Genomic DNA, 21,064 nt, shown 5'->3' on the forward strand with positions numbered 1-21,064 from the left:
ATCGCGTATATCAATAGTTCCTGCGGGGAGGTTTGGCTCAAACCTCCCCGTTTTGTTATGGGCCATTGAGAAGTGAAAAAGCTGCACATTTGTTTACTTACTACTAAGTAAGTATATTTGTGCCGCAAACGGCAAAATATGTCTGAAACAAAAGATAAAATAGTGGCGCTGGCCGACCGCCTGGTAAGGACTAAAGGGTTTAATGCCTTTAGTTACAAGGACATTTCAGGACCGCTCGAAATAAAAAATGCAGCGGTACATTATCATTTCCCGGCAAAGGCCGACCTGGGCGTGGAAATAGTGGACCAGGACGTTGCGAAATTTATTGCGCAAACAAACAGGTGGAAAAGTTTGCCGGAAGAAGAACAGCTGGTGAAGCTGATAGACGTATTCCGGCGGCACAGCAAGGAAGGTAATATCTGTTTGATGGGCTCTCTCGCACCAGATTTTGAGACGCTGGAACCGGCTATGCAGGCGAAAGTACAGGAAATGGCCAACGGCATCCTCGCCTGGCTTAGCCATTGCCTCGAAGAAGGCCGGAAAAAGAAACGTATTCACTTTAAAGGCGCCGCCAAGACGCGGGCGCTCATTATCATATCCAATTTGCAGGCGTCCCTTCTTTTATCGAGGGTGATGGGACCATCGGCTTTCCGCCATATTGCGGAACAGCTGCTGGACGACCTGTGTCATAAATAACCAGCTATGAAAAGAGTTGTCATAACAGGAATGGGGACAGTATCCCCTGTCGGTAACAATGTTACTGATTTCTGGAATAGTCTTGTTAACGGTAAAAGCGGCGCTGCCACCATCAGCCATTTTGATGCCAGCCGCTTCCGCACACAGTTTGCGCATGAGCTGAAAGGCTTTGATCCCACTGCATTGCTGGATAAAGGTGAAGTGCGCAAAACCGATCCGTTTACACAATATGCCCTGGTAGCAGCCGACCAGGCGGTGAAAGATTCCGGGCTGGACTTCAGCACAATGGACCCTTTTGATACCGGCGTGATCTGGGGCTCAGGGCAGGGCGGTATGCAAACGTTCGAGGAGCAGGTCACCGAATATGTTTCCGGCGATTTTAATCCCCGTTTCAGCCCTTATTTTGTACCCAAGCTCATCACCAATATGGCATCGGGCATGATCTCCATTAAATATGGCCTGATGGGTATTAACTATACAACGGTATCGGCCTGCGCTACTTCCAATACCGCTATCATGGATGCGTTAACGTATATCCGTTTGGGTAAGGCGAAGGTAATTGTAACCGGTGGCTCTGAAGCGCCCATTACGCCTGCATCCGTAGGCGGGTTCTGCGCCATGAAAGCGATGTCGGTGCGCAATGATGACCCCACTACCGCTTCACGTCCTTTTGATGTACACCGCGATGGCTTTGTAATGGGAGAAGGCGCCGGCGCGCTCATACTGGAAGAGTATGAACATGCCAAAGCCAGGGGCGCACATATTTATGCTGAAGTTGCCGGCGCCGCTATGACCGCCGATGCCTATCACATGACAGCTACCCATCCGGAGGGACTGGGCGCCCTGCGGGCGATGCAGCTGGCACTGGAAGACGCGGGGTTGAATAAAGAAGAAGTGAATTACCTCAATGCGCACGCTACCTCTACGCCGGTAGGCGACCTGAGTGAAATAGCCGCTATCGGCAAAATGTTTGGCGCCGCGCCGGCACACCTGCACATCAGCGCCACCAAATCCATGACCGGTCACCTGCTGGGCGCCGCGGGCGCTATAGAGGCTATTGTCAGCGTCATGAGCATTCAGAAAGGCATCATCCCTCCTACTATCAATACGCAGGAACTGGATGCCGCCATTCCTTCTACCTTACAGATTGTACTGGGAACCGCAATAGAAAAAGAAGTAAACGTAGCCATGAGCAATACGTTCGGCTTCGGCGGACACAATGGTATTGTTGTTTTCAGAAAAGCTTAATAAAAGAGGCCCGGCAGCGTACCGGGCCTCTCTCTTCATTATTTCACCACCGTAGCTTCAAATTCAATCTTTAATGTTTCAAAAAGACTCTTCACTTCCAGCAAAGTGAGCGCCTGCTTAATACCATGCTTGGCTATCCAGTCCTGGAAAACATCAAAGCAGTCCAAAAACTCAGCGGATGAAGTAGTATATACATTCAACCTCGCAATACCGCTGCACTCGTATCCTGCATCACTGATCACTTTTTCCAGATTTTCCAACGCCTGTATTACCTGGGTTTTCATGTCAGCGTTACTTGATTGCCCGTCGGCGTCTATAGCCGTTTGACCTGAACAATAAAGCGTGCCTGCCGCCTGTTTTATTTCAACGGCCTGCACATAACTGCGTTTATCCTGCCACTGCCACGGATTAATAACCTGTTTTTCCATTTGCTGATCCTTTTAGTTTGTGCCACTGCCGGCACAACAGTTAATAAAAAATGTACACTGCAAAGATGAGAACAATGCCCCCTTCCTTTGTGTGACAAACATCACAATTATAAACCGCGGAGAATAAGATCAGGACGGACGCCAAAGCCTGCTAAGGGTTTCACGCGAAACGCCCAGGTAGGCAGCCAGCAGGGTTTTAGGTACTCTTTGAAATAAAGAAGGATATCGTGTAAGGAGTTGTTCATAGCGCTCCTTTGCATTGGAAGTAAGGAAAGACAAGATGCGCTGCTGCGACCCAATGTGACCGCCATTCGCTTTTTTGAGAAAGAAATAGGTCATCTTTGGAAGACCGGCACATAGCTTTTCGTAGTCCTCCAGCGAAAGACACAACACGGCCGTATCTTCAAGGCATTGCAACGACATGGTAGCTTTGGTTTGATTGAAATAGGCCAGGAAATCACTCTCCCACCAATCTTCCATCGCAAAGGAAACAATGTGCTGCCTGCCTGAGTCGTCGTCATACACGAGCATGATCAGTCCTGACACTACAAAATAAGAGTACTTTACACGTTCCCCATGCTGTATAAGAAACTCACGCTTTTTATACTTTTCAATAGTGAAATGAGCGCGCACAAACGCAAATTCCTCATCGGTAAGCGGCACTATTTTTTTTATATGTTCCCTTAGTTTTTCCAGCATATATCAGCAATATAGCGTCACAAAGTTATAGTAACCGCTGATATCAATCACCTTTTTATCCCACAAATCCGGCACTCCGTCACATTAATTCCTGCCTGCATCACAACCCGGGAAATACCTGCCCTAAAAATTTCATCTTTCCATAAATAATAACCCGGTATGAAAAAACTATCCCTGGCATTCTTTATACTGTGTGCTTTCATCAGCGCAACAGCCCAGTTGAAACAAAGCCTGGTTTCCTTCGGGCAACCCGACAGCATCTATTCTGCTGTGCTGAAAGAAAACAGACCTCTATGGATATACACGCCACCGGATGATACCAGCTACTTTGTAAAGCCCGCCTATCCCGTGGTGTATGTGCTGGATGGCGACTTCCACTTCTCTTCCCTTCAATCCATGATCCTGCAACTCAGTACCATCAACGGCAATACCGCATTGCCGCGGATGATCATTGTTGGTATTCCGAACACGGGCCGTAACCGTACGCGCGACCTCACTCCCACACGCGATTCCGTGTATGCCGGCTCCGGCGGTGGCGAGGCTTTCACCGAGTTTATCGGCAAAGAACTCATTCCCTATATCGATAAAAAATACGCTACTGCTCCCTACCGCACACTGATAGGGCACTCCCTCGGCGGACTGATGGTAGTGAACACCCTGTTGCATCACCGGGAACTGTTTAATGGTTACATTGCAATAGATCCGAGCCTTTTCTGGAACAAAGGCCAGATACTGCAACAGGCCACCCGGCAATTACAACAGCCATTTAAAAATAAAAGTTTATACCTGGCCGTGGCGCATACCATGAAACCCGGACTGGATACCGTGCAATTAAGAAAAGATACCTCACAGGGATCTGTTCATACCTGCGCTATCCTTACCTTAACAGACCTCCTGAGAAAATTTCCCGGCAACCAGTTAAAATGGAGTTATAAATATTATGAAGATGATGACCATAACTCGATACCATTTGTGGGAGAATACGACGGGTTAAGATTCCTGTTTCCGCATTACCGTTTTCCTACTTATCTCTATACTGATAACAGCTGCCCGGCAGACTCGCTGAAAACACTTATCACCACGCACTTCAATACCTTGTCGAAAGACATGGGCTACCGCGTACGTCCCTACGAAACTACAATGAATGAATTCGGGTACGCTAACCTGCAACGGAAAAATTTTGATAAATCTAAAATGTTCTTTCAGCTGAACATAGATTATTACCCGGAGAGCTTTAACACTTATGATGGTATGGGAGATTATTACCTGGAGATGAAAGATACTGTCCGTGCCAACATCTTCTGGAAAAAAGCACTGAGCATCCGGTTTACAAAGGAAATTAAAGATAAGATGGAGATGGTAAATAACACTCCGTCACGTTGAGGGTTACTATTGTTTGAAAAAAGGGGCTGCAGTCACAGCCCCTTTTTATTTGTTTATGGTAAGGTATTAAAATTAATCACCGGCGCTGTACCCGACGGTGTACGGGTAAGCGGTGTATTGATCTTTACAAAATTGGAGAAGAAACCACAGTTACGCAGGTAAAACTTTGTAGATTCCACGCCACCGGCAAAGTCCATACGGGATTGGGATGCAGCAGTAGCGTCGCCTGTAAACTGCGCCTTTGTTAACTCATACCAGGTACCGTTGGTATCCATTGCCCACTGGTTGCCGTATTGTGCTTTCCTGCCGATGTAACCTGTTTCAGTAGAGAAATTCTCCAGGAAAGAATACAACCCTGTTAAGTAAGTGTTGGTTTGCGGACGCCGGAAGCTGGCAATCAGCTGCCAGGCGCCGGTTTCAGGGGCATAAAACCAGGAAGTGAATTCCGTTTTATTATTTGCCACCGGCACAGCACGAGTTAAAAAGCGATAAGTAGTACCCGCCTGCCAGTTGTATACCAGGTAGCTTTGTCCGCCTGCGCCTTCATTGCCAAAGGAACCTGTTTGTACATTGGGGCCTTTGCGCAGTAATTCTATCTTCAGTGAATCCGGGATGCTGTTGGGATCATCTGTATCGGCAGGACTCCAAACTGAAAATAATACCCTTCTTTCTGTTGTACTGTTTACCTGTATGCCAAAATATCCCTGGCTAAAGCCATTGGACATAAAGTAAGATCCAACGGGGTCCTGACCGGTGGGCACCGTTACTTCATTATAAAACCATTCAACGCTTTTACCTGCGGGCGGTGTATAACCCAGGTGTACAGAGGGGCCTCTTCTGCCCCAGTATACATCGGTTTGAATGTAGTTGAGCCGGCCACTGGTGGCGGTGCCGCTGATGTACAGGTCAGACAGGTCGGCGAAGTAGCTGCCTGTTTTGGATACGCCCTGGAAATCTACTTTCACATAGCCGGTATCCGTTAGGTTGAAATCTCCCACATCAATCGTGTGGTAGTTGCCGCCGGAAGCGGTAATAGTTTTCGACTGGCCCGCTGCTGTTATTTTCAGCTGACTGCTGCCACCGGGTACTTTTCCTCGCAACGCCAGATGCAGCGTGCCGGTAGTGCTGGTGCGGAAGTAAGCGCTGAATACGGAACTGCTGCTGGTCCAGTTGGCCAGGCCATAGTCTACCACTACTTCCGCAGCGCCGGCGCTGCTTTGTGTTAACCAGGCGTTGCTGCCCAATGCCACGGCAATATCCGTAATGCCGGAAGCCTTAACAGTGGCGGGCGACAGACTGTCTTTCGGGGATTCGCCGGAGGCAAAATAGTTCTTTGAACAGGATGCGAGGGTGAGGCATCCGAATGCGAACGCAAGCGATAATTTTGGTTTCATTGCACTGTATGTTTGGTTAAAAAAGACAAATGGGCTCACAGATTTTTTCGTACGCTCTTCTACGTGGTATACCTTGAATTTAGTTACTGCAACAGTTATACGGAAATAACAACTGCCAATTATGACATTGTAATGACGCCTGTATTTTAAGAAGCGGGCCGATTGTGTTATTTATCTCCCAAAAATAAATACGGTGATGACATAGGGGTACACCGGGTACATGGTGTCTTCCTCTAAAGCAATAAATATCACCTTCATGATGAATCAGCAACGCATATACCAACAGCCAGTGCAACGAAAGAAAAGATATACCTGTTTGTTACTCGCCTTATTTGCATTTACTCCCGCACAACGCCTGTGGGCCCAGCTGGGCGCCACTTCGCTTAATGGCCCCGGTATAGGGATCAGCGTGGATTACCTGCCTCCCTCCCGTTATATCAGGCCGGAAGACAGTGTAAAAACAAAGTCCACCACCTCGCAGCAGCGCTATAATTTCGGCGCCGTATTTATGCTGAGCAGCTATGTGGATACCGCTACCGGAAAGGTCCGTAACTGGAGCCTGTCGGCCTCCGGCAGCTATACCAAGCTGATTAACGAAGATTATGATCACCGCATCTTCCCGGAAGAACTGCTGGAAACACAACTGGCATTGCAACATTTCAGGAGTATCGGTAACCGCTGGGGTATGCTGAGTGTGTTATCCGGCGGGGTTTTCACCGATATGGAAAAGATCAATGGGAAAGATATTTTTATAAACGGAGGCGTATTATTTGTAAAACAACATAACCGGCGGTTCTCTTATGGTATAGGCGCTATGTTTACCAATAGCTTTGGTACGCCTATGCTGTTGCCCGCATTGCTCATTAAGTATCAAACAGACAGCAGGTTCAGGATAGATGTTAATTTCCCGGAGAAGATCAGTGTATCCAGCAGTCTGAATAAACAAACAGACCTGGCGCTGGCGTTCCGTATGCGCGGTTCCTCGTACGACGTGGAAAATGCACCGGATAAAAAACGGCTGATGGGTTATGCGGAAATAAGCGTGGGACTGGAGAATACGTGGCACCTGAACAGGCATATAGATTTTGTGGCATCGGGCGGAAGTATCCTTTACAGCGGTACTACTTTCCGGGAGAAGAATTTATCGGAGATGTTTTCGGATAAGCCGATGCATCGCTTTGCCACCAACTACTTTTTCAGTGGCGGATTGCGGTGGAATTTCCAGCCACGCAAGCAATAAAAAAAAACGGTCGCTGTTTGTTTAAGACAAACAGCGACCGTTCAGTTATATTAAGTCTCTATCTCACTTCGTAAGGAGGCTGTGCAGGCGCCTTGTAAGGCTTTGTTTGCAACAGGCTCTTTATCTCTGTGATGGCCCGTTCCAGCTGTGGATCAACACCTTTGGCCATATCGCCGAGATTTTCATCTACTGCAATATCCGGATCTACGCCGTGTCCTTCGCGGAACCAGGTGCCGTCGTTGTTAAACATCCGGAACGATGGTACGGTGATGATGCCGCCGTCTATTAACCCCGGTGTGTTGCTGATGCCTATGAGGCCGCCCCAGGTACGGGTGCCGATGATAGGGCCCAGTCCTGCTTTGCGGAAGTAATCCGGGAACGCATCGCCACCGGAACCGCTCCAGCCGTTGATGAGCATCACCTTCGGTCCGAAATGCGCATAAGAAGGCCATTGGGTGGGCGTACCGTTACGGGTGGCCCAGTAAGCCAGTGGCTTGCGGTTCAGCATTTCAATAAAACGATCAGGAACCTGTCCGCCGTTGTTGAAACGTTCATCAATGATAAGGGCTGCCTTATCCCATTGACCGTTAAACTGGCGGATCAGCTCATCCTGCCCGTCGATGCCGGTACTTGGCACAAAGATGTATCCCACCTGGTTATTGGTGGCATCCGCAATACGTTTGCGGTTACTTTCTATCCAGGCCAGGTGACGCAGGCGGTATTCGCTGCCGATAGTTTTTACAATCGCCGTTTTAGCGCCTTCCAGCGAAGGACGGCTGTTCCAGGTAAGCTCCACTACTTTCCCGGCGAGCGACTGGAACGCACTGTAAGGTTCCTGCGCGGTGGTGAGCGGCTCACCGTTTACGGCCAGGATGTAATCGCCTTCGTGGATGTTTACACCCGGTTCGTCAAGCGGGTTGCGGGCTTCCGCATTCCATGCCGCACCGCGGATGATGCGTTTAACTTTATAGTATTTACCATCTGCCTGCCAGTCCACACCCAGGTAGCCTACATTTTCATGTTTGCCATCTTCAATATCTCCGCCAAAGTTATACGTGTGCGACGCATTCATTTCACCCAGCACTTCATTGATCACAAAGCTCACTTCCTCGCGGGTGCGGGCGCCTTCCAGGAGATGCAGGTATTTATCTTTTACATTGTTCCAGTTTACACCGTGCATGCGGGGATCGTAGAAGAAGTCGCGTTCCATGCGCCAGGTGTCCATAAACAGCTGTTTCCATTCTTCTGCGGGGTTCACGGTCATTTCCATTTCTTCCACCCGCATGGCGGTATCAATTTTCTGATTTTCCGCTACATCGATCACGCCATAGGGTCCGTTATTGATCAGTATTTTGTTCCCGTCGGCGGAAAGTTCGTACTGGCCCGGATCTTTGATGATGGTTTTCACCTGTTTGGTGGCGATATCATAGTATTGCAGGGTGGCTTCACCGCTGCTTTCCTCGTCGCTGGGCGGCGTGCTGCTAATGAACAGGATCTTGCCTTTCACTGCACTGAGGCGGGAGTAGTTGCCGCCTGGCACCGGCAACAGTACCATCCTGGCTTCCATGTTGTCCAGGTCGATGCTGGTGGCGGTTTCCTTTTTCTCTTCCGCAGGCTTCTCCTTCTTCTCTTTTCCTTTTTTGGCAGCCGGTTTTTCCGGTTCCTTTTTATCTTCCTTTACATTCACCGCATCGTTGCGGGTTGCCAGCAGGGAGGGTGTTTCCTTTTGCAGGCCAATGATCCCGATCACGGTGCTGTTGGCGTAGATGAAGGTATTGTCGATGCTGCTGTAGGTAGGTTTGAACGACTGGTTAGTGAGTACATAGAGATACTTACCATCTTCATCAAACACCGGCCGGGCGGCATCATAGAAGCCGCTGGTTACCTGGTGGCGCTGGTTATTTTTTGTATCGAAGAGGAATACCGCTTCATGACCGTTGTCCATGTCGCGGCTATAGGTGAGCCACCTGCTGTCGGGAGTCCAGCTGAAACGGAAGCCTTCCAGTACGTCGGGTGAATAATGAAGGGCTTTGTCTACCGCCGTGGTTTTACCACTGGCTATATCCAGCACCCATATTTTCAGTTCCTGGTCTATAAACGCCACTTGCTTGCTGTTGGGCGACCAGTGCGGGCGATAGCGGAATCCGGCGCCGTAGTGCGTGATTTGTTTAGCTTCATTTTCCTTGCCGGCGGAGGCCAGCCAGAGCTCATATTCGCCCGACTTATCACTCCACCAGGCAATGGTTTTGCCATCGGGCGACCATACGGGGTAGCGTTCTGCCACGCCGCTGGTACGGGTGAGGTCTTTCACATAACCGTTTATGGCGGGTACGGAGAATACATCGCCGCGGGCGCTTATCAATGCACGCTGGCCATCAGGGCTGATGGCGGTGGACTGGATATATTTCACCGTGCGTTGCGTGCGTGGTTTCAGCGCGGCGAGATCCGTGCTGATATTGATCTTCACCTCGGTGGATTGCTGCGTGTTCAGCGACAGCACAAACAATTTACCATCGGCTTCATACACGATGTCGTCCGGCCCCAGCGAGGGAAAGTGCACGTCATAGTCTTTGTAGCTGGTAATTTGCTCGTATGCTTTGGTATTGGTATCGTAGCGCCAGATGTTCATCCTTTTCTCTGCGCCGCGGTCGGACAGGAAGTAGATGAAGTTGTTGTGCCACATGGGGAATTCATCGCCGGCTTCACTTTTAGCGGAGATATTCTCCGACTGTTGCTTCGTAAAATCAAACACATGAATATCTGCTTTCATACCGCCACGATATCTTTTCCAGTTGCGGAAACTCTGGGAGCGGGTTACCAGGGCCATTTTGGAGCCATCCGGCGACCATGACCCGAATTCTGCATAGGCCAATGGCAGTTTGGTAGCGGCGCCTCCATTTTCCGGGATGGTATAAAACTGGTTGAAGCGTTCTTTGGTGCTTTCCCTGCCGGAGGCGAAGAGCACCTGTTTGCCGTCGGGCGTCCAGTCCACCACGCGGTCGGAGCCACCATATGAGGTGAGGCGCAGGGGTACGCCGCCGGCTACCGGTAACACGTATACGTCGGTGTTACCATCATAGTTGGCACTGAAGGCGAGTTTACTGCCATCCGGCGAAAATTTCGGAAAGGTTTCCACGCCCGGTGGAGAGATCAGTTTGATGGCGGTACCACCTGTTTTCGGAACAATCCAGATATCATTGGCATAGGAAAATGCGATCTGCGACCGGGATACATCAGGATAGCGGAACAGGCCGGCATCTACCTGTGCCATTGCCTGTTTTCCTGCTATAGCAGCAAGGAAAACCAGGGCCGTTTTTTTCATCATAAGCGTTTTAAATTTTTTGACAGGACCACTTTTACGCGGTTTATTTGTTGCGGATTAAAAACCAGTTTGCTAATCTATGGAAATCCGTTGATACCATAATTACCCCTGATCACAAATAAAATATCATGATAATCAGTATTGCGAAGTAGTTATTTCCCGATGTGCAAAAAATATAGAATAGCCGCTATGGGGAGTCCTGGGGCAAAATGCGTGTGCATAAAGGCTGTGCTGCTTTATATTCCGGGCCTTTTACGCAAAAAAAGCCGATCTTTGTAAGGTATCAAAATATATACATAAATATGGCTAGATCCCAGGAAACAGTTGGTAAAAAAGAAAAAGAAAAGAAAAAAGCGAAACAAAGACTGGATAAACAGGAAAGAAAGGAAGAACGAAAGAGAGAAAGCGGTAAAGGAAAGAGTCTGGAAGATATGATGGCTTACATAGATGAGAATGGTAATATCTCCTCTACTCCACCCGATCCAAGCAGGAAAAGGGAAATCAATGTGGAAGACATTCAGCTCGGACCAGGCAGACAATTGCCGGAAGAACCAGCAGAACTGATCCGCAGAGGTGTGGTGAAATTTTTCAATGAGTCCAAAGGTTACGGGTTTATTATCGATCAGCAGACACAGGATAGCGTGTTCGTACACATTAACCAGCTGACTGAACTTATTAAAGAAAAAGACAAGGTAACTTTTGAAGTGGAGAGAGGACAGAAAGGTCCAAGTGCCGTTAACGTAAAGAAAGAAGTAAAAAGCTAAACTGTAACAGGTCTGGCTTTATTAAAATAAAAAATCTGAGCGGTTATTGATAATCGCTCATTTTTGTGCGTGGTAAGGTACTGAGCCACCTTCCTAAAAAAATACAGCGTGCCGCATCCAGTGAAAAAATTCTTCCAACGTCCTATCATCTGGCTATCCAACAGATTTTCATCCCAGCCGGATAAATCCCAGGTATTTGCGTCCCTATCCCAGCTTCACGAAGAAATCCTGAAAGGCAACCGGCAAAAAGGGTTGATCGTTCCTTTTGATTACGAGCATAGCCGCTTTATTATCTTCTCCGACCAGCATAAAGGCGGAAAAGATGGCGCCGACGATTTTATGGCCGCAGAAGCCAATTACGTAGCCGCGCTCCGTTATTACTACGACAGGGGCTATACCTTTATTAACCTGGGCGATTGCGAGGAATTATGGGAATGCCCGCCGGCAACCGTGATCCGGGAAAACCGCGACACCTTGCTGGAAGAAGCCCGCTTCCTGCAGCAGCAACGTTACTTCCGGGTATTCGGGAACCACGACCTGGAGTGGCATTACGCCGTACCGCGGCAACAATTCCTGAAAGGAATCTTCGGGAAGAAACTGAAAGTATATGAAGGGTTGATCCTGCAAACACGCTACCAGGACCATGATTACAAAATCTATCTCACACATGGCCACCAGGGCGACCTGCGCAGCGACGGCAATGCTTTCAGCAAATGGTTTGTAGCCGCCATATGGACACCCATACAACGCTTTTTTGACATCCGGATGGATACCCTTTCCGATTCCTTCGACCTGGCCGACCGGCACAATATCATGATGTACGAATGGAGCATCCAGTACAAAAAAACATTCCTCGTTTCAGGGCATACCCACAAACCGGTGTTCGCATCACTGGATCACATCGACAAGCTTACGAAACAACTGGATAAAGCCCGCGCCCAGGGAGATACCGGCGAGATTGCCATCTTACAAAAAGCATTGGCAGCAAGACAGGCAGAATATGCCGGCAAACAGCTGGTAAAAACAATGGCGTACCCCTCCTATTTCAACACCGGCTGCTGCTGTTTTAATGATGGCGATATTACCGGGCTGGAAATAGCAGATGGCGCTATCCGGCTGATTAAATGGAAAAAAGATGCACAGGGGAATTCCCGCGTGGTGCTGGAAGAATCCCCGCTGTATTACCTCTTTGATCAGATGACCTGATCAGCTGTTGTTTGTCTCATTGGTTGATGCTGCACCTCTTCGAGGAACGCCTGTTTCACCACTTTCGCCGTTTTATGATCCCCGGTATGGCTCCATCCCGGCGGCATTACAACGTACAGCAGCTTATTTTTTATACCGGGCGCTTTCCGGACATCCTTCCACAAGCCGTACAGTTCACCAAAATAAACATCCAGGAAATTGTTGGGATTCATTTCCCTTGAAATACCGTATTCAATCTGCATATCACGCTTTTCAGGCTGGAAAGTACCAAATACTTTATCCCAGATGTTAAGCAGGTTACAGAAATTGGTATCCATATACAAAGGGTTCTTTGCGTGATGCACCCGGTGATGCGACGGCGTGAGAATGATTTTATTGAGAAAGCCAAGACGCCCGTCTTTAATCAGGTTTTCGCCCACATGGATGAAAGATCCCCAGGTGCCGTCAATAAACATAATGATAAAAAGCAACGGCGGATTAACGCCCATCAGGATGCAGATGCTGGTGCGGATCACATCTGCATAAGGCGCCTCCAGGAAGAAATGCGCATAGGTAACCGAAAGGTTCATGGTTTGCGGCGCATGATGAGTAGAGTGCAGGCACCAAAACAAGCGCACCTTATGCCCGTAGTAATGATAAATAAAGTGGGAGAACTCCCAGATCACATACCCGTAAATAAACCAGTACCATTTAAGAGAAGTATTGATCAACGCATATTTCTCCAGCAATCCGATACAGAAAGCCACCGCCGCAATGGAAATGAACCGGGAGATAAACCGGTTGGCCACAAAGATCAGGAAGGGCATTTTATAGTCTTCGATCTTGAACTTCTTATAAAAAAGGGCCCGCCCTATTTCCAGCAACAGGAGGAAAGGCACCAGCGGGGAAATAACAGAGAAGATCCCGTTTAGTGTAAGCAACACCTTGTAATTCCCCGTTTTACATACTTCTATTAATTGTGAGATCCCCAGGAATCCGATGATCTCCTGGAATACCGTTTGAATGACCTCCATAACGCGCGTTTATTTAGTTTACTTTGTACGTACAATATACGACTTTGTATGAACAAAGTATATACAAAGGAATACTTTTTTCAGATAAGGAAGTGTTTGATAAACCGGGATGATATGCCGGAAGCACCGCCTGATGGGCGTAAATCCGTATATTTATACCCGAAGACCCAAAAATCATTTTATGGAAGAGGCGGACAAACTAAAGCGTATTGTAGAAGCGAGAATGAAGCTCAAATCCCGCTTTGAGGAAAAGATGCGGCTCACCCCATCGGTAGCCGACAACAAACCCAAAGGCAGTGGCAATCCTAACCGGCATGGCATGCCGGTATTACCTGTAGGGCAAACCATCACGCATAAATGGCCTGTACTGGACCTGGGAATACAGCCGGAAATTGAAAAAGACGAATGGCAGCTTATCCTGGACGGCGCCGTGGAACACCCGGTAACATTAAACTGGGAAGACTTCCTCGCGCTTCCGCAAACATCCGACACCTCCGATTTTCATTGCGTTACCACCTGGTCGAAGCTGAATATGAACTGGGTGGGCGTTCGCCTGCTGGACCTGGCTGCATTGGTACAACCCAAAGATACGGCCACGCATATACTCTGTTACGGCTACGACGATTACACCACCAATGTGTCGCTGGAAGAAGCATTGAAACCCGACGTGTTGCTGGTACATACCTTTGAAGGCGCGCCATTACCCAGGGAACACGGCGGACCGGTAAGAATGATCACCCCTGAATTATATGCCTGGAAAGGCGCCAAATGGATTCACCGCATTGAATTCCTCACCACCAACAAACTGGGCTTCTGGGAAGAAAGAGGCTACTCCAATACCGCTTACCCGTGGCGCAATGACCGGTACAGTTAATTCGTTATAAACTTCACCAGTGAAGGCACTAATTGGGCCGACAGCGGCAACGGCGCCTGATTTCCCGCCGGAACCGGTGCGGTGTCTTTCAGTGCATGCGTCATTCCTTTGATCATCAGCAGCTGCGAACCAGGTTTGCAATTATGAAGGATATCCGCCTGCACAGGCGGTACCTGTACATCACTGGTGCCGCCGATAATAAAAAACGGCATCTTTACAGCCGGCAGCAATGCACAGGGATCATAGTGAAAAGTGCTTTTCCAGAAAGTGTATAAGGAGGGATTAAACAGCAGGCTTAATGCCGCCGGTACCTGTTGCGGATTATTACCCTGCCGGAGTTCATTTAAAATCACGGTTACATCGTTGTACAGCGAATCCGCCAGTTTCGGTTTTAACTGCGCGAGCAATACTTTATCCATACATTCCCCTGGTCCGGATAAAGATACCAGGCTTTTGAAGCTCCTGCGGCCGGCGGCCATCAAACCTATTAAGGCCCCTTCGCTATGACCAATAACCGCCACATTTTTAAACTGCTGCGTATTTTTCTGCAGGTGATCTATCCACGCAATGGCATCATCCGTATAATCATCGAGCGAGGTGGCGCTGTTACTTTTTTTGAAGCCGGTACTTTGGCCGATACCACGTTTGTCGTAACGCACGGAAGCAATGCCATTGGCCGCCAAAGCCGCCGCCAGTTGCTGATAGGAGTTACCGTTCGTGGCAGGCGATAATGGGTTATTCCCATTATGATCAGTGGGGCCCGATCCTGCAATGATGAGTACCACCGGCCAGGGTTGTTTCATCACGGGCTTTGTAAGCACTCCATACAGGATACCACCGTCTGTGGTAACCACCGTATCCGTTTCTTCATAAGGCAGCAGTGCGGTAGTTATAAGTTTGGTGCCGGCAATAAAAAAGCCGGCGATCCGGTGATTGTTGTCGAACACCACCCGGAATGTGAGAATGGCCTTACCAAAGCGGTTATCTGCCAGTATAATATCATATGCCGCTTCTTTTGCTGTTTTTTGGGAGATGAGCGCTTCCCATTTCCCATAGGATTGTTCGAGCTGTTGCCAGATCCCTTTGAGCATGTCCGGCGTTACCTTTGTTTTCATATTGGCATCCATATTTTCCCTGGCGCCATCCCAGTTTCCTTTGCCGAGTTGCCCAAAAAATTGAGTGGTTATCTGATCGTTTTGTTGTGCAGATGCCGTGCAAAACAGGATGCACAGGAATGATAACAGGTACCACTTCTTCATGGGTCCGGAATTTTTTTGTTGACCTAAATTAATCGAATAAGGCTGACAGTCCAATTAAAATCGGGTTAAAAAGACAGGGCGCGTTTATTAAAAAATAAACAACTCTTATAGTCTTATTGCCAGATGAAAAAAGATACTTAACTTAAGATGGTATTTTTTCATCATTAAAACCTCAGTATGATTATGAAACTGAAACACCTGACCACAGTGATCCTCTCCGTGGGACTATTGTTCATGATTTCCTGCAAATCGAAACCAAAGGATGCAGACATACAGGCTGCAGTAACCACTGCATTACAGTCCTCTCCCGGCGTTAGTGCAGATGTTAAGGATGGCGTAGTTACCCTTTCCGGATCTGTTGCCAGCCAGGCTGACAAAGATGCGGCAGAAGCTGCTGTTAAGCTGAACCAGGGTGTTAAGAGTGTTGTTAACAATGTTACCGTAGCCCCACCTCCGCCGCCGCCACCAGCACCGGTAGAAGTTACTGCCGATGATGCGCTGAAAACAGCGGTAGCAGGTATTGTGAAAGACTTCCCTGGTATCCAGGCGGATGTTAAAGATGGAGTGATTATCATTACCGGCGAACAGAAAGCTGACCGTTGGAAGAAACTGAAAATGGCGCTGGATGCCCTGAAACCCAAAAAGGTAGATGCCTCCGGTTTAAAAGTAAAATAATCTTTCTCTTTAAATACAATAATCATGGCAGCATTACAGGATAAATACAAAGAGTTGATTGATGCAGCACAGGCTGCAGGCACCAGCAACCTGAAAGTAAACGAACTGGATGGCGTATTGCATATAGAGGGCGAAGCACCTACCGGCGCTGTAAAGGACCAGCTGTGGAACATCTACGGAAAAATTGATCCCAACTTCCTCACCGGCGACGTAGTGATGAATATTAATGTAGCTACTGCGGTAGCAGGCGCTAAACTGAAAGTGATCACAGAGTCATCTAACCTGAATATCCGCAAAGGTCCCGGCACCGACCAGCCTATTGTAGGAAAAGCAGCACACAATGAAATTGTTTCGCTGATCAGTAAACAAAGCGACCAGTGGTGGCTGATCCGCACAGATGCAGGCGAAGAAGGCTATGCCTACGCGCAGTATCTGCAACCGGTAGAATAACCATTGAATGTATAAAAGAGAAGGCGCCCGTATTGATTACGAGGCGCCTTCTCTATTTTATAGCTACAGGTGGTTATTTAAATATCTTAACAGAAATGCGCCAGCGGGGTGTGGTAACCGTCGCTATATAAATCCCTCTTGCTACATTTGGTACCTGGAACTGGAACAGGTTTATCCCCTTCCGCAGCGTAACGTTTTGTGCAAAGATCCTTCTTCCACTTAAATCCACCAGCTGATAAAATGCCGTTCCTGCATAAGTGCTGAACATGTTAGACATTAAAGTAGTGCTACCCAGGAATACGCCGGTGAGTACATTGGGCGTTCCTTTGGTGCTATTGGTACTTTCACCCACCGTAAGCGTTCCGTTATTGTAAATAAACGAATAGTTCGCAGCAGCAGCCCCGGCAGCAGTAATCGGATACTGCCCCGGAAACGAATACAGTGTAGCCGTAGACGTTAGCACCGGGCGTTGGGTGATAACGGTTGAATCATCGTCATAAACAAATCCGGTGTAATCTATTTCAAAAGCAGGATTGGGCATCCCGTATATTCTGCTGGTATCTTTCGGAGTAGCCGTTAAGAGGGCCGGGCTGATCACCAGTGTTCTCTGAATTTTTTCTGCAGATGGATATACGTTATAATCCCACTGGGTAGCGGTAATGGTATCGGTACCCGCACCCAGGATTTTAACCTTCCATTGATTATTAGCGGTACTGTCCCGGTAAACCCTGGTGAGCGCAGGGTTGCCGCCGGAAAAGGTAACGGGCAAAAGCGTGTTATCACTGCCGGCGGTCAATGCAAAGTCAGCATCTCCATATTGCTTCCAGGCAATGGAATCCATTCTCAGGTTACCGGGAATGCCAATTTTGTAGGCGCCTATTGAATCATTCAATACGATGAAACGTACTTTGGCGCCTTTGTAAGTAGCTATGAGGCTGTCTCTGTGCAATACATTATAAGTAACAGCTGTATCGGCAGACCATACGGCCAACACGGCGGAGCTGTCTTCCTGCTTCCGGAACGCCAACGCCCAGATGTCATTATCAACGGTGGGAAGTCTTTTAACAAACCCCGGATTGCTCCCCAGGTACCCCGTCATTTCCTTATAGGCATTATAAGATGGTTTGGGTGAAAAGTCCCATCTCAGCAAACCGAAATTACTTTCCTTATCTGCGGCATTGTTGCCATCGTTATGCAGGTCGTACCAGAATATTTTCTCTACCCCCAACGATAAATAATTCAGGTATACCCGCTGCAGCAGGTTGGCCTGGTCGCTTTCAGAGTAACCTCCCGCCAGCGAAGCGGTACCCATGAGTATACCTCCCTGCCAATCGCCATAAGTAAACAGCGACATGGCTTCTCCTACATTTACATCGGTACTGTTGTACGCATGAATGATGGGATAATAGGTATCGCCCGGCTGGAGGTTTTTGGGGCTGATAAAACGATCAACAAGTACATTGGATAAGGCCGGCACTCCTCCTGCCAGGGCATCAGGACTTACAGCAATCCTGGTAGTACTCTGCGGTATACCGGGTTTGGTCCAGAAAGCTTCAAAGCCCAGCCTGAAATAAGGATAGGTAATCCCTGTTTGCGATACATTGCTCCAGGTACCATCCGGGTTCTGAATACCGGTATAATAGAACGGTAATACATTCACGGCCAGCATTAATCCGCCGTTGATCACATAATTACGCAGGGGTTCCAGCAGGGGCTGATCGGTGGTGGTGGACTCAGAACCCAGTATCACGGGGAACTCCGCGGGATCAACAGTGGCCAGCTCGCTGAACGGGATAGGCTCCAGGGTGATACCCGGCAACCACGAACGCCACGTTTCCACCTCATCGAGATTAGGAACCCTGGGTGATACCGCAATCCCTACTTTGAAAGAGGTAGTATCTTTTCCTAACTTATGCAAAGCATATCGAATGGCTTTAACAACAAACTGCGGCTGCTTCTGGATGGTAGGCGCCACAAAGGAGGAGCCGCCGGACTCCGTGATCCAGACAGGCATACCCGAATCGCCGCGCAGTTTCATTTCTGCATAGAAGTCGTTCCGCATACGGATGATCCGGGCGCTTTTGTCTGTTGCATAGCCATAGGGATGAACAGCTATTTTATCGAAGTAGCCTTTTGCACCGGCGTTGTACATGTTTTTCAGGTAGTCGGTATTCCATCCGGAAAGACCGCCAACGATCACCGCGCAGGCCGTGTCAATGCTCTTTATTTCTTCATAGGCTGCTTTCAGCACCGGTACGTATTGCGTTGCATTGGGACTGGGTTTCCAGAAGCCGCCATCCTGTTCATTCCAGATCTCCCAGTATTTCATATCGCCGTGATAGCGGGTTACCACTGCATTTACAAACGCCCGCCATTCGGGCAGGTGATTATAAATAGGCACCATATCCGGCCGGGGTTTGGTAATCTCCGAATCAAACGCCTGTAAGATGGGAAGGATCTGGATACCATACTGCCGGCATTTCAGCAGCAGCGAATCATACCTGCTGAACTGCATAACACCGGCGGTAGCGCATACGTAGGAGAATTGTATATCTACCCGCATCCATTTGATACCTGCCTGCTGGCATTTCAGCAGTTCATTATCAATCATAGGCCACTCCGGATTTTTTTGTGCATGCGCACAAACGCCCCAGGGACTTCCTGTTTGTGCGGAAAGAGTGATGTAGGGCAACAGGAAAGTAATGCATATAGTAATGCAGCGAATAATTTGGTTGATCATAAAATGTTTTTTAAGATGTTACATTATCAATAGCCGTCATTTTGTGGAAATGCAGAGATACCACCTGCTGTTTTATCTATCTGATCCTGCGGTATAGGTCTTAGTACATGAAAGGGTTTAATATTTGGTGCACCGGTCGGATTATGCAGCCGTACCCTTTCCAGCAATTTCCCGGTACGAACCAGGTCAAACCACCGGTGATGTTCACCAAGCAGTTCCCGTTCTCTTTCGTCCAGGATAAAATCGATGTTGAGGTCGGAGGCGGTTATTTCCATAGCGGCCTGGTTGGCTGCCGTTTCTTCTGCAGTGGCGCCGGGTTTGGCGGCACGTTTGCGCACGGCGTTTACATACGGCACTGCTTCTGCGGCCTGGCCGCTCATCATCAGCGCTTCTGCTGCCACGAGGTACGTTTCCGCCAGGCGGGAAACAATAAAATCGCGGGAACCTGCTTCGTTGTTAATGTCGGGTCGTTGCGGATCGAGGAACTTTGTCAGCGTTGGAAAATTGGTTTGGTTATACTGACTGGGAGCAATAACGGTATAGTTAACGGCATTCCTTTCTGCGGCAGTATATTCACGCCCCGGAAAATAAGCGGCGGTATCACCCAGTTGCAGGGTTACCCGTTTACCGTTAATCGTATAGGCGCCAGGGTTATTACAATAATATACTGTAACAAAACTTCTTTCGTAGCGACTGTCATGTGCTTTATCGAACAATGTGTCCGTGGTGAAACGGGTAGGTCTGAAATACGAATACGGTCTTCCGTTAGCGAGGTCCCTGGCCATTCCCGGCAGGGAAGTATAGCTCATAATAAAGAACAGGTGAGTTTGATTGCCAACGCCATTGGTCAATACATTTTTACTGTATTGTACGGCAAAAATAACTTCGGGATTCTTCTCTCCGCTACCCTGTGCAAACACATCCGAAAAATTATTCAGCAGCTGGTATTTATAATTACTGATCACATTTTTTGCCAGCGTAGCGGCCTGCTGGTAATCGCCTGGCTGCCGGGCGGTGGTGCCTGCCCGGGTGAGGTATACTTTCGCCAGCAGGTTTTCAGCTGCTGGTTTTGTAATACGGCCATACTCCGTAGTGGTGGCGCCCAGGTTGGCGATGGCAAACTGCAGATCCGCAATGATGGCTTTGTATACGCTGTCAATGGGTGTGCGGTGTGCCACCGTAGTTACTTCAGTAGTTTCTGTGAGCGACAGGTTCACCGGTCCCCAGGTTTGCACCAGCAGGAAATAATACATAGCGCGCAGGAAACGTACTTCTCCCACCCTTGCATTCCGCGTTCCTTCTGCAATGGGTACCAGCGGCGCCCTCGTGATCACAGCGTTGCAGGCGTTCACCGCCAGGTTGAGATCATTCCACGGACTGGAAATAAATCCCCTGCCGGGCGTAAGGTTGAAGTTATAGGCATCCAATGCCAGCTCCCCGCTGCCGCACATATAAGTATCGGTACCATACACGGTTAACTGTGCGCCCATCTGGTTACCATACCAGGCGCGCAAATAGCTGTAAGCGCTGTTTACGCCGGCGTTAAAGCCCTCCGGCGTATTAAGGTAGTTATCCGGGATACCGGAACGCATATCCTCATTCAGTTGTTTATAACAGGAAGAAGTAAAACAGGCGAATATGATGATAATAAAGCAAATCGGCTTCATAAACGG

At 48.6% G+C, this 21,064-nt stretch carries 17 protein-coding genes; 9 read left to right on the forward strand and 8 right to left on the reverse strand.

Features of this window, described 5'->3' with window-relative positions; all coding sequences use genetic code 11:
* Positions 1-138 precede the first annotated feature (138 nt).
* A complete protein-coding gene (locus B5Z18_RS00615; RefSeq protein ID WP_079467482.1) occupies positions 139-696 on the forward strand; it encodes a TetR/AcrR family transcriptional regulator in 558 nt (185 codons plus the stop codon).
* 6 nt (positions 697-702) lie between these two features.
* Positions 703-1,944: a beta-ketoacyl-ACP synthase II gene (fabF, locus tag B5Z18_RS00620; protein WP_079467483.1), complete on the forward strand. Its 1,242-nt coding sequence runs from the start codon at positions 703-705 to the stop codon at positions 1,942-1,944.
* 38 nt (positions 1,945-1,982) lie between these two features.
* Here the strand turns inward: fabF and B5Z18_RS00625 are convergent, their stop codons facing one another.
* Positions 1,983-2,372 carry a RidA family protein gene (locus B5Z18_RS00625; protein WP_079467484.1) on the reverse strand — a complete coding sequence of 130 codons (390 nt, stop codon included), beginning with the start codon at positions 2,370-2,372 and terminating at the stop codon, positions 1,983-1,985.
* A 129-nt stretch (positions 2,373-2,501) separates the two neighbouring features.
* Entirely contained in the window at positions 2,502-3,071 is a 570-nt protein-coding gene (locus tag B5Z18_RS00630; protein ID WP_079467485.1) for a Crp/Fnr family transcriptional regulator, read from the reverse strand.
* A gap of 159 nt (positions 3,072-3,230) precedes the next feature.
* Between B5Z18_RS00630 and B5Z18_RS00635 the strand changes: the two genes are divergently transcribed.
* Positions 3,231-4,454, forward strand: a complete 1,224-nt coding sequence (locus B5Z18_RS00635) for an alpha/beta hydrolase-fold protein (protein WP_079467486.1) — start codon at positions 3,231-3,233, stop codon at positions 4,452-4,454.
* Between the two features lie 53 nt (positions 4,455-4,507).
* On the opposite strand, the gene B5Z18_RS00640 is transcribed toward B5Z18_RS00635, so the two are convergent.
* Positions 4,508-5,848, reverse strand: coding sequence for a DUF3472 domain-containing protein (locus B5Z18_RS00640; RefSeq protein ID WP_079467487.1), 1,341 nt, complete (start codon positions 5,846-5,848; stop codon positions 4,508-4,510).
* A 256-nt stretch (positions 5,849-6,104) separates the two neighbouring features.
* Here B5Z18_RS00640 and B5Z18_RS00645 point away from each other — a divergent pair, with 256 nt between their 5' ends.
* Entirely contained in the window at positions 6,105-7,088 is a 984-nt protein-coding gene (locus B5Z18_RS00645; protein WP_143313452.1) for a DUF6268 family outer membrane beta-barrel protein, read from the forward strand.
* A 58-nt stretch (positions 7,089-7,146) separates the two neighbouring features.
* Here the strand turns inward: B5Z18_RS00645 and B5Z18_RS00650 are convergent, their stop codons facing one another.
* Positions 7,147-10,413 (reverse strand): S41 family peptidase, encoded by a 3,267-nt coding sequence (locus B5Z18_RS00650; RefSeq protein ID WP_079467489.1) that lies wholly within the window; start codon positions 10,411-10,413, stop codon positions 7,147-7,149.
* Positions 10,414-10,712: 299 nt separating this feature from the next.
* On the opposite strand from B5Z18_RS00650, the gene B5Z18_RS00655 reads away from it, so the two are divergent.
* Together B5Z18_RS00655 and B5Z18_RS00660 are read left to right on the forward strand one after the other, a co-directional pair.
* Positions 10,713-11,174 carry a cold-shock protein gene (locus tag B5Z18_RS00655; protein ID WP_079469927.1) on the forward strand — a complete coding sequence of 154 codons (462 nt, stop codon included), beginning with the start codon at positions 10,713-10,715 and terminating at the stop codon, positions 11,172-11,174.
* A gap of 120 nt (positions 11,175-11,294) precedes the next feature.
* On the forward strand, positions 11,295-12,380 hold the full coding sequence (locus tag B5Z18_RS00660) for a metallophosphoesterase (protein WP_079469928.1): 1,086 nt from the start codon (positions 11,295-11,297) through the stop codon (positions 12,378-12,380).
* On the opposite strand, the gene B5Z18_RS00665 is transcribed toward B5Z18_RS00660, so the two are convergent.
* On the reverse strand, positions 12,368-13,393 hold the full coding sequence (locus B5Z18_RS00665; protein ID WP_079467490.1) for a sterol desaturase family protein: 1,026 nt from the start codon (positions 13,391-13,393) through the stop codon (positions 12,368-12,370). The genes B5Z18_RS00660 and B5Z18_RS00665 overlap by 13 nt on opposite strands.
* A gap of 181 nt (positions 13,394-13,574) precedes the next feature.
* On the opposite strand from B5Z18_RS00665, the gene B5Z18_RS00670 reads away from it, so the two are divergent.
* Entirely contained in the window at positions 13,575-14,267 is a 693-nt protein-coding gene (locus tag B5Z18_RS00670; protein WP_079469929.1) for a molybdopterin-dependent oxidoreductase, read from the forward strand.
* Here the strand turns inward: B5Z18_RS00670 and B5Z18_RS00675 are convergent.
* Positions 14,264-15,526, reverse strand: a complete 1,263-nt coding sequence (locus B5Z18_RS00675; protein ID WP_079467491.1) for an alpha/beta hydrolase — start codon at positions 15,524-15,526, stop codon at positions 14,264-14,266. The two genes, B5Z18_RS00670 and B5Z18_RS00675, sit on opposite strands and share 4 nt — an antisense overlap.
* Before the next feature lie 183 nt (positions 15,527-15,709).
* On the opposite strand from B5Z18_RS00675, the gene B5Z18_RS00680 reads away from it, so the two are divergent.
* A complete protein-coding gene (locus B5Z18_RS00680; RefSeq protein ID WP_079469930.1) occupies positions 15,710-16,201 on the forward strand; it encodes a BON domain-containing protein in 492 nt (163 codons plus the stop codon).
* 24 nt (positions 16,202-16,225) lie between these two features.
* On the forward strand, positions 16,226-16,651 hold the full coding sequence (locus B5Z18_RS00685; protein WP_079467492.1) for an SH3 domain-containing protein: 426 nt from the start codon (positions 16,226-16,228) through the stop codon (positions 16,649-16,651).
* A gap of 73 nt (positions 16,652-16,724) precedes the next feature.
* Here the strand turns inward: B5Z18_RS00685 and B5Z18_RS00690 are convergent, their stop codons facing one another.
* Complete coding sequence (locus B5Z18_RS00690; protein ID WP_079467493.1) at positions 16,725-19,391, reverse strand: MBG domain-containing protein; 2,667 nt, start codon at positions 19,389-19,391, stop codon at positions 16,725-16,727.
* 26 nt (positions 19,392-19,417) lie between these two features.
* On the reverse strand, positions 19,418-21,058 hold the full coding sequence (locus B5Z18_RS00695; protein ID WP_079467494.1) for a RagB/SusD family nutrient uptake outer membrane protein: 1,641 nt from the start codon (positions 21,056-21,058) through the stop codon (positions 19,418-19,420).
* Positions 21,059-21,064: the final 6 nt, after the last annotated feature.

Source organism: Chitinophaga ginsengisegetis (assembly GCF_900168065.1).
Taxonomy (GTDB): Bacteria; Bacteroidota; Bacteroidia; order Chitinophagales; family Chitinophagaceae; genus Chitinophaga; species Chitinophaga ginsengisegetis.

Coding starts and splice junctions, on each gene's coding strand:
- B5Z18_RS00685 (WP_079467492.1), top strand. CDS start 16,226: ATGGCAGCATTACAGGATAAATACAAAGAGTTGATTGATGCAGCACAG.
- B5Z18_RS00665 (WP_079467490.1), bottom strand. CDS start 13,393: ATGGAGGTCATTCAAACGGTATTCCAGGAGATCATCGGATTCCTGGGG.
- B5Z18_RS00650 (WP_079467489.1), bottom strand. CDS start 10,413: ATGATGAAAAAAACGGCCCTGGTTTTCCTTGCTGCTATAGCAGGAAAA.
- B5Z18_RS00630 (WP_079467485.1), bottom strand. CDS start 3,071: ATGCTGGAAAAACTAAGGGAACATATAAAAAAAATAGTGCCGCTTACC.
- B5Z18_RS00675 (WP_079467491.1), bottom strand. CDS start 15,526: ATGAAGAAGTGGTACCTGTTATCATTCCTGTGCATCCTGTTTTGCACG.
- B5Z18_RS00670 (WP_079469929.1), top strand. CDS start 13,575: ATGGAAGAGGCGGACAAACTAAAGCGTATTGTAGAAGCGAGAATGAAG.
- B5Z18_RS00625 (WP_079467484.1), bottom strand. CDS start 2,372: ATGGAAAAACAGGTTATTAATCCGTGGCAGTGGCAGGATAAACGCAGT.
- B5Z18_RS00635 (WP_079467486.1), top strand. CDS start 3,231: ATGAAAAAACTATCCCTGGCATTCTTTATACTGTGTGCTTTCATCAGC.
- B5Z18_RS00645 (WP_143313452.1), top strand. CDS start 6,105: ATGATGAATCAGCAACGCATATACCAACAGCCAGTGCAACGAAAGAAA.
- B5Z18_RS00640 (WP_079467487.1), bottom strand. CDS start 5,848: ATGAAACCAAAATTATCGCTTGCGTTCGCATTCGGATGCCTCACCCTC.
- B5Z18_RS00680 (WP_079469930.1), top strand. CDS start 15,710: ATGAAACTGAAACACCTGACCACAGTGATCCTCTCCGTGGGACTATTG.
- B5Z18_RS00615 (WP_079467482.1), top strand. CDS start 139: ATGTCTGAAACAAAAGATAAAATAGTGGCGCTGGCCGACCGCCTGGTA.
- B5Z18_RS00690 (WP_079467493.1), bottom strand. CDS start 19,391: ATGATCAACCAAATTATTCGCTGCATTACTATATGCATTACTTTCCTG.
- B5Z18_RS00695 (WP_079467494.1), bottom strand. CDS start 21,058: ATGAAGCCGATTTGCTTTATTATCATCATATTCGCCTGTTTTACTTCT.
- B5Z18_RS00655 (WP_079469927.1), top strand. CDS start 10,713: ATGGCTAGATCCCAGGAAACAGTTGGTAAAAAAGAAAAAGAAAAGAAA.
- fabF (WP_079467483.1), top strand. CDS start 703: ATGAAAAGAGTTGTCATAACAGGAATGGGGACAGTATCCCCTGTCGGT.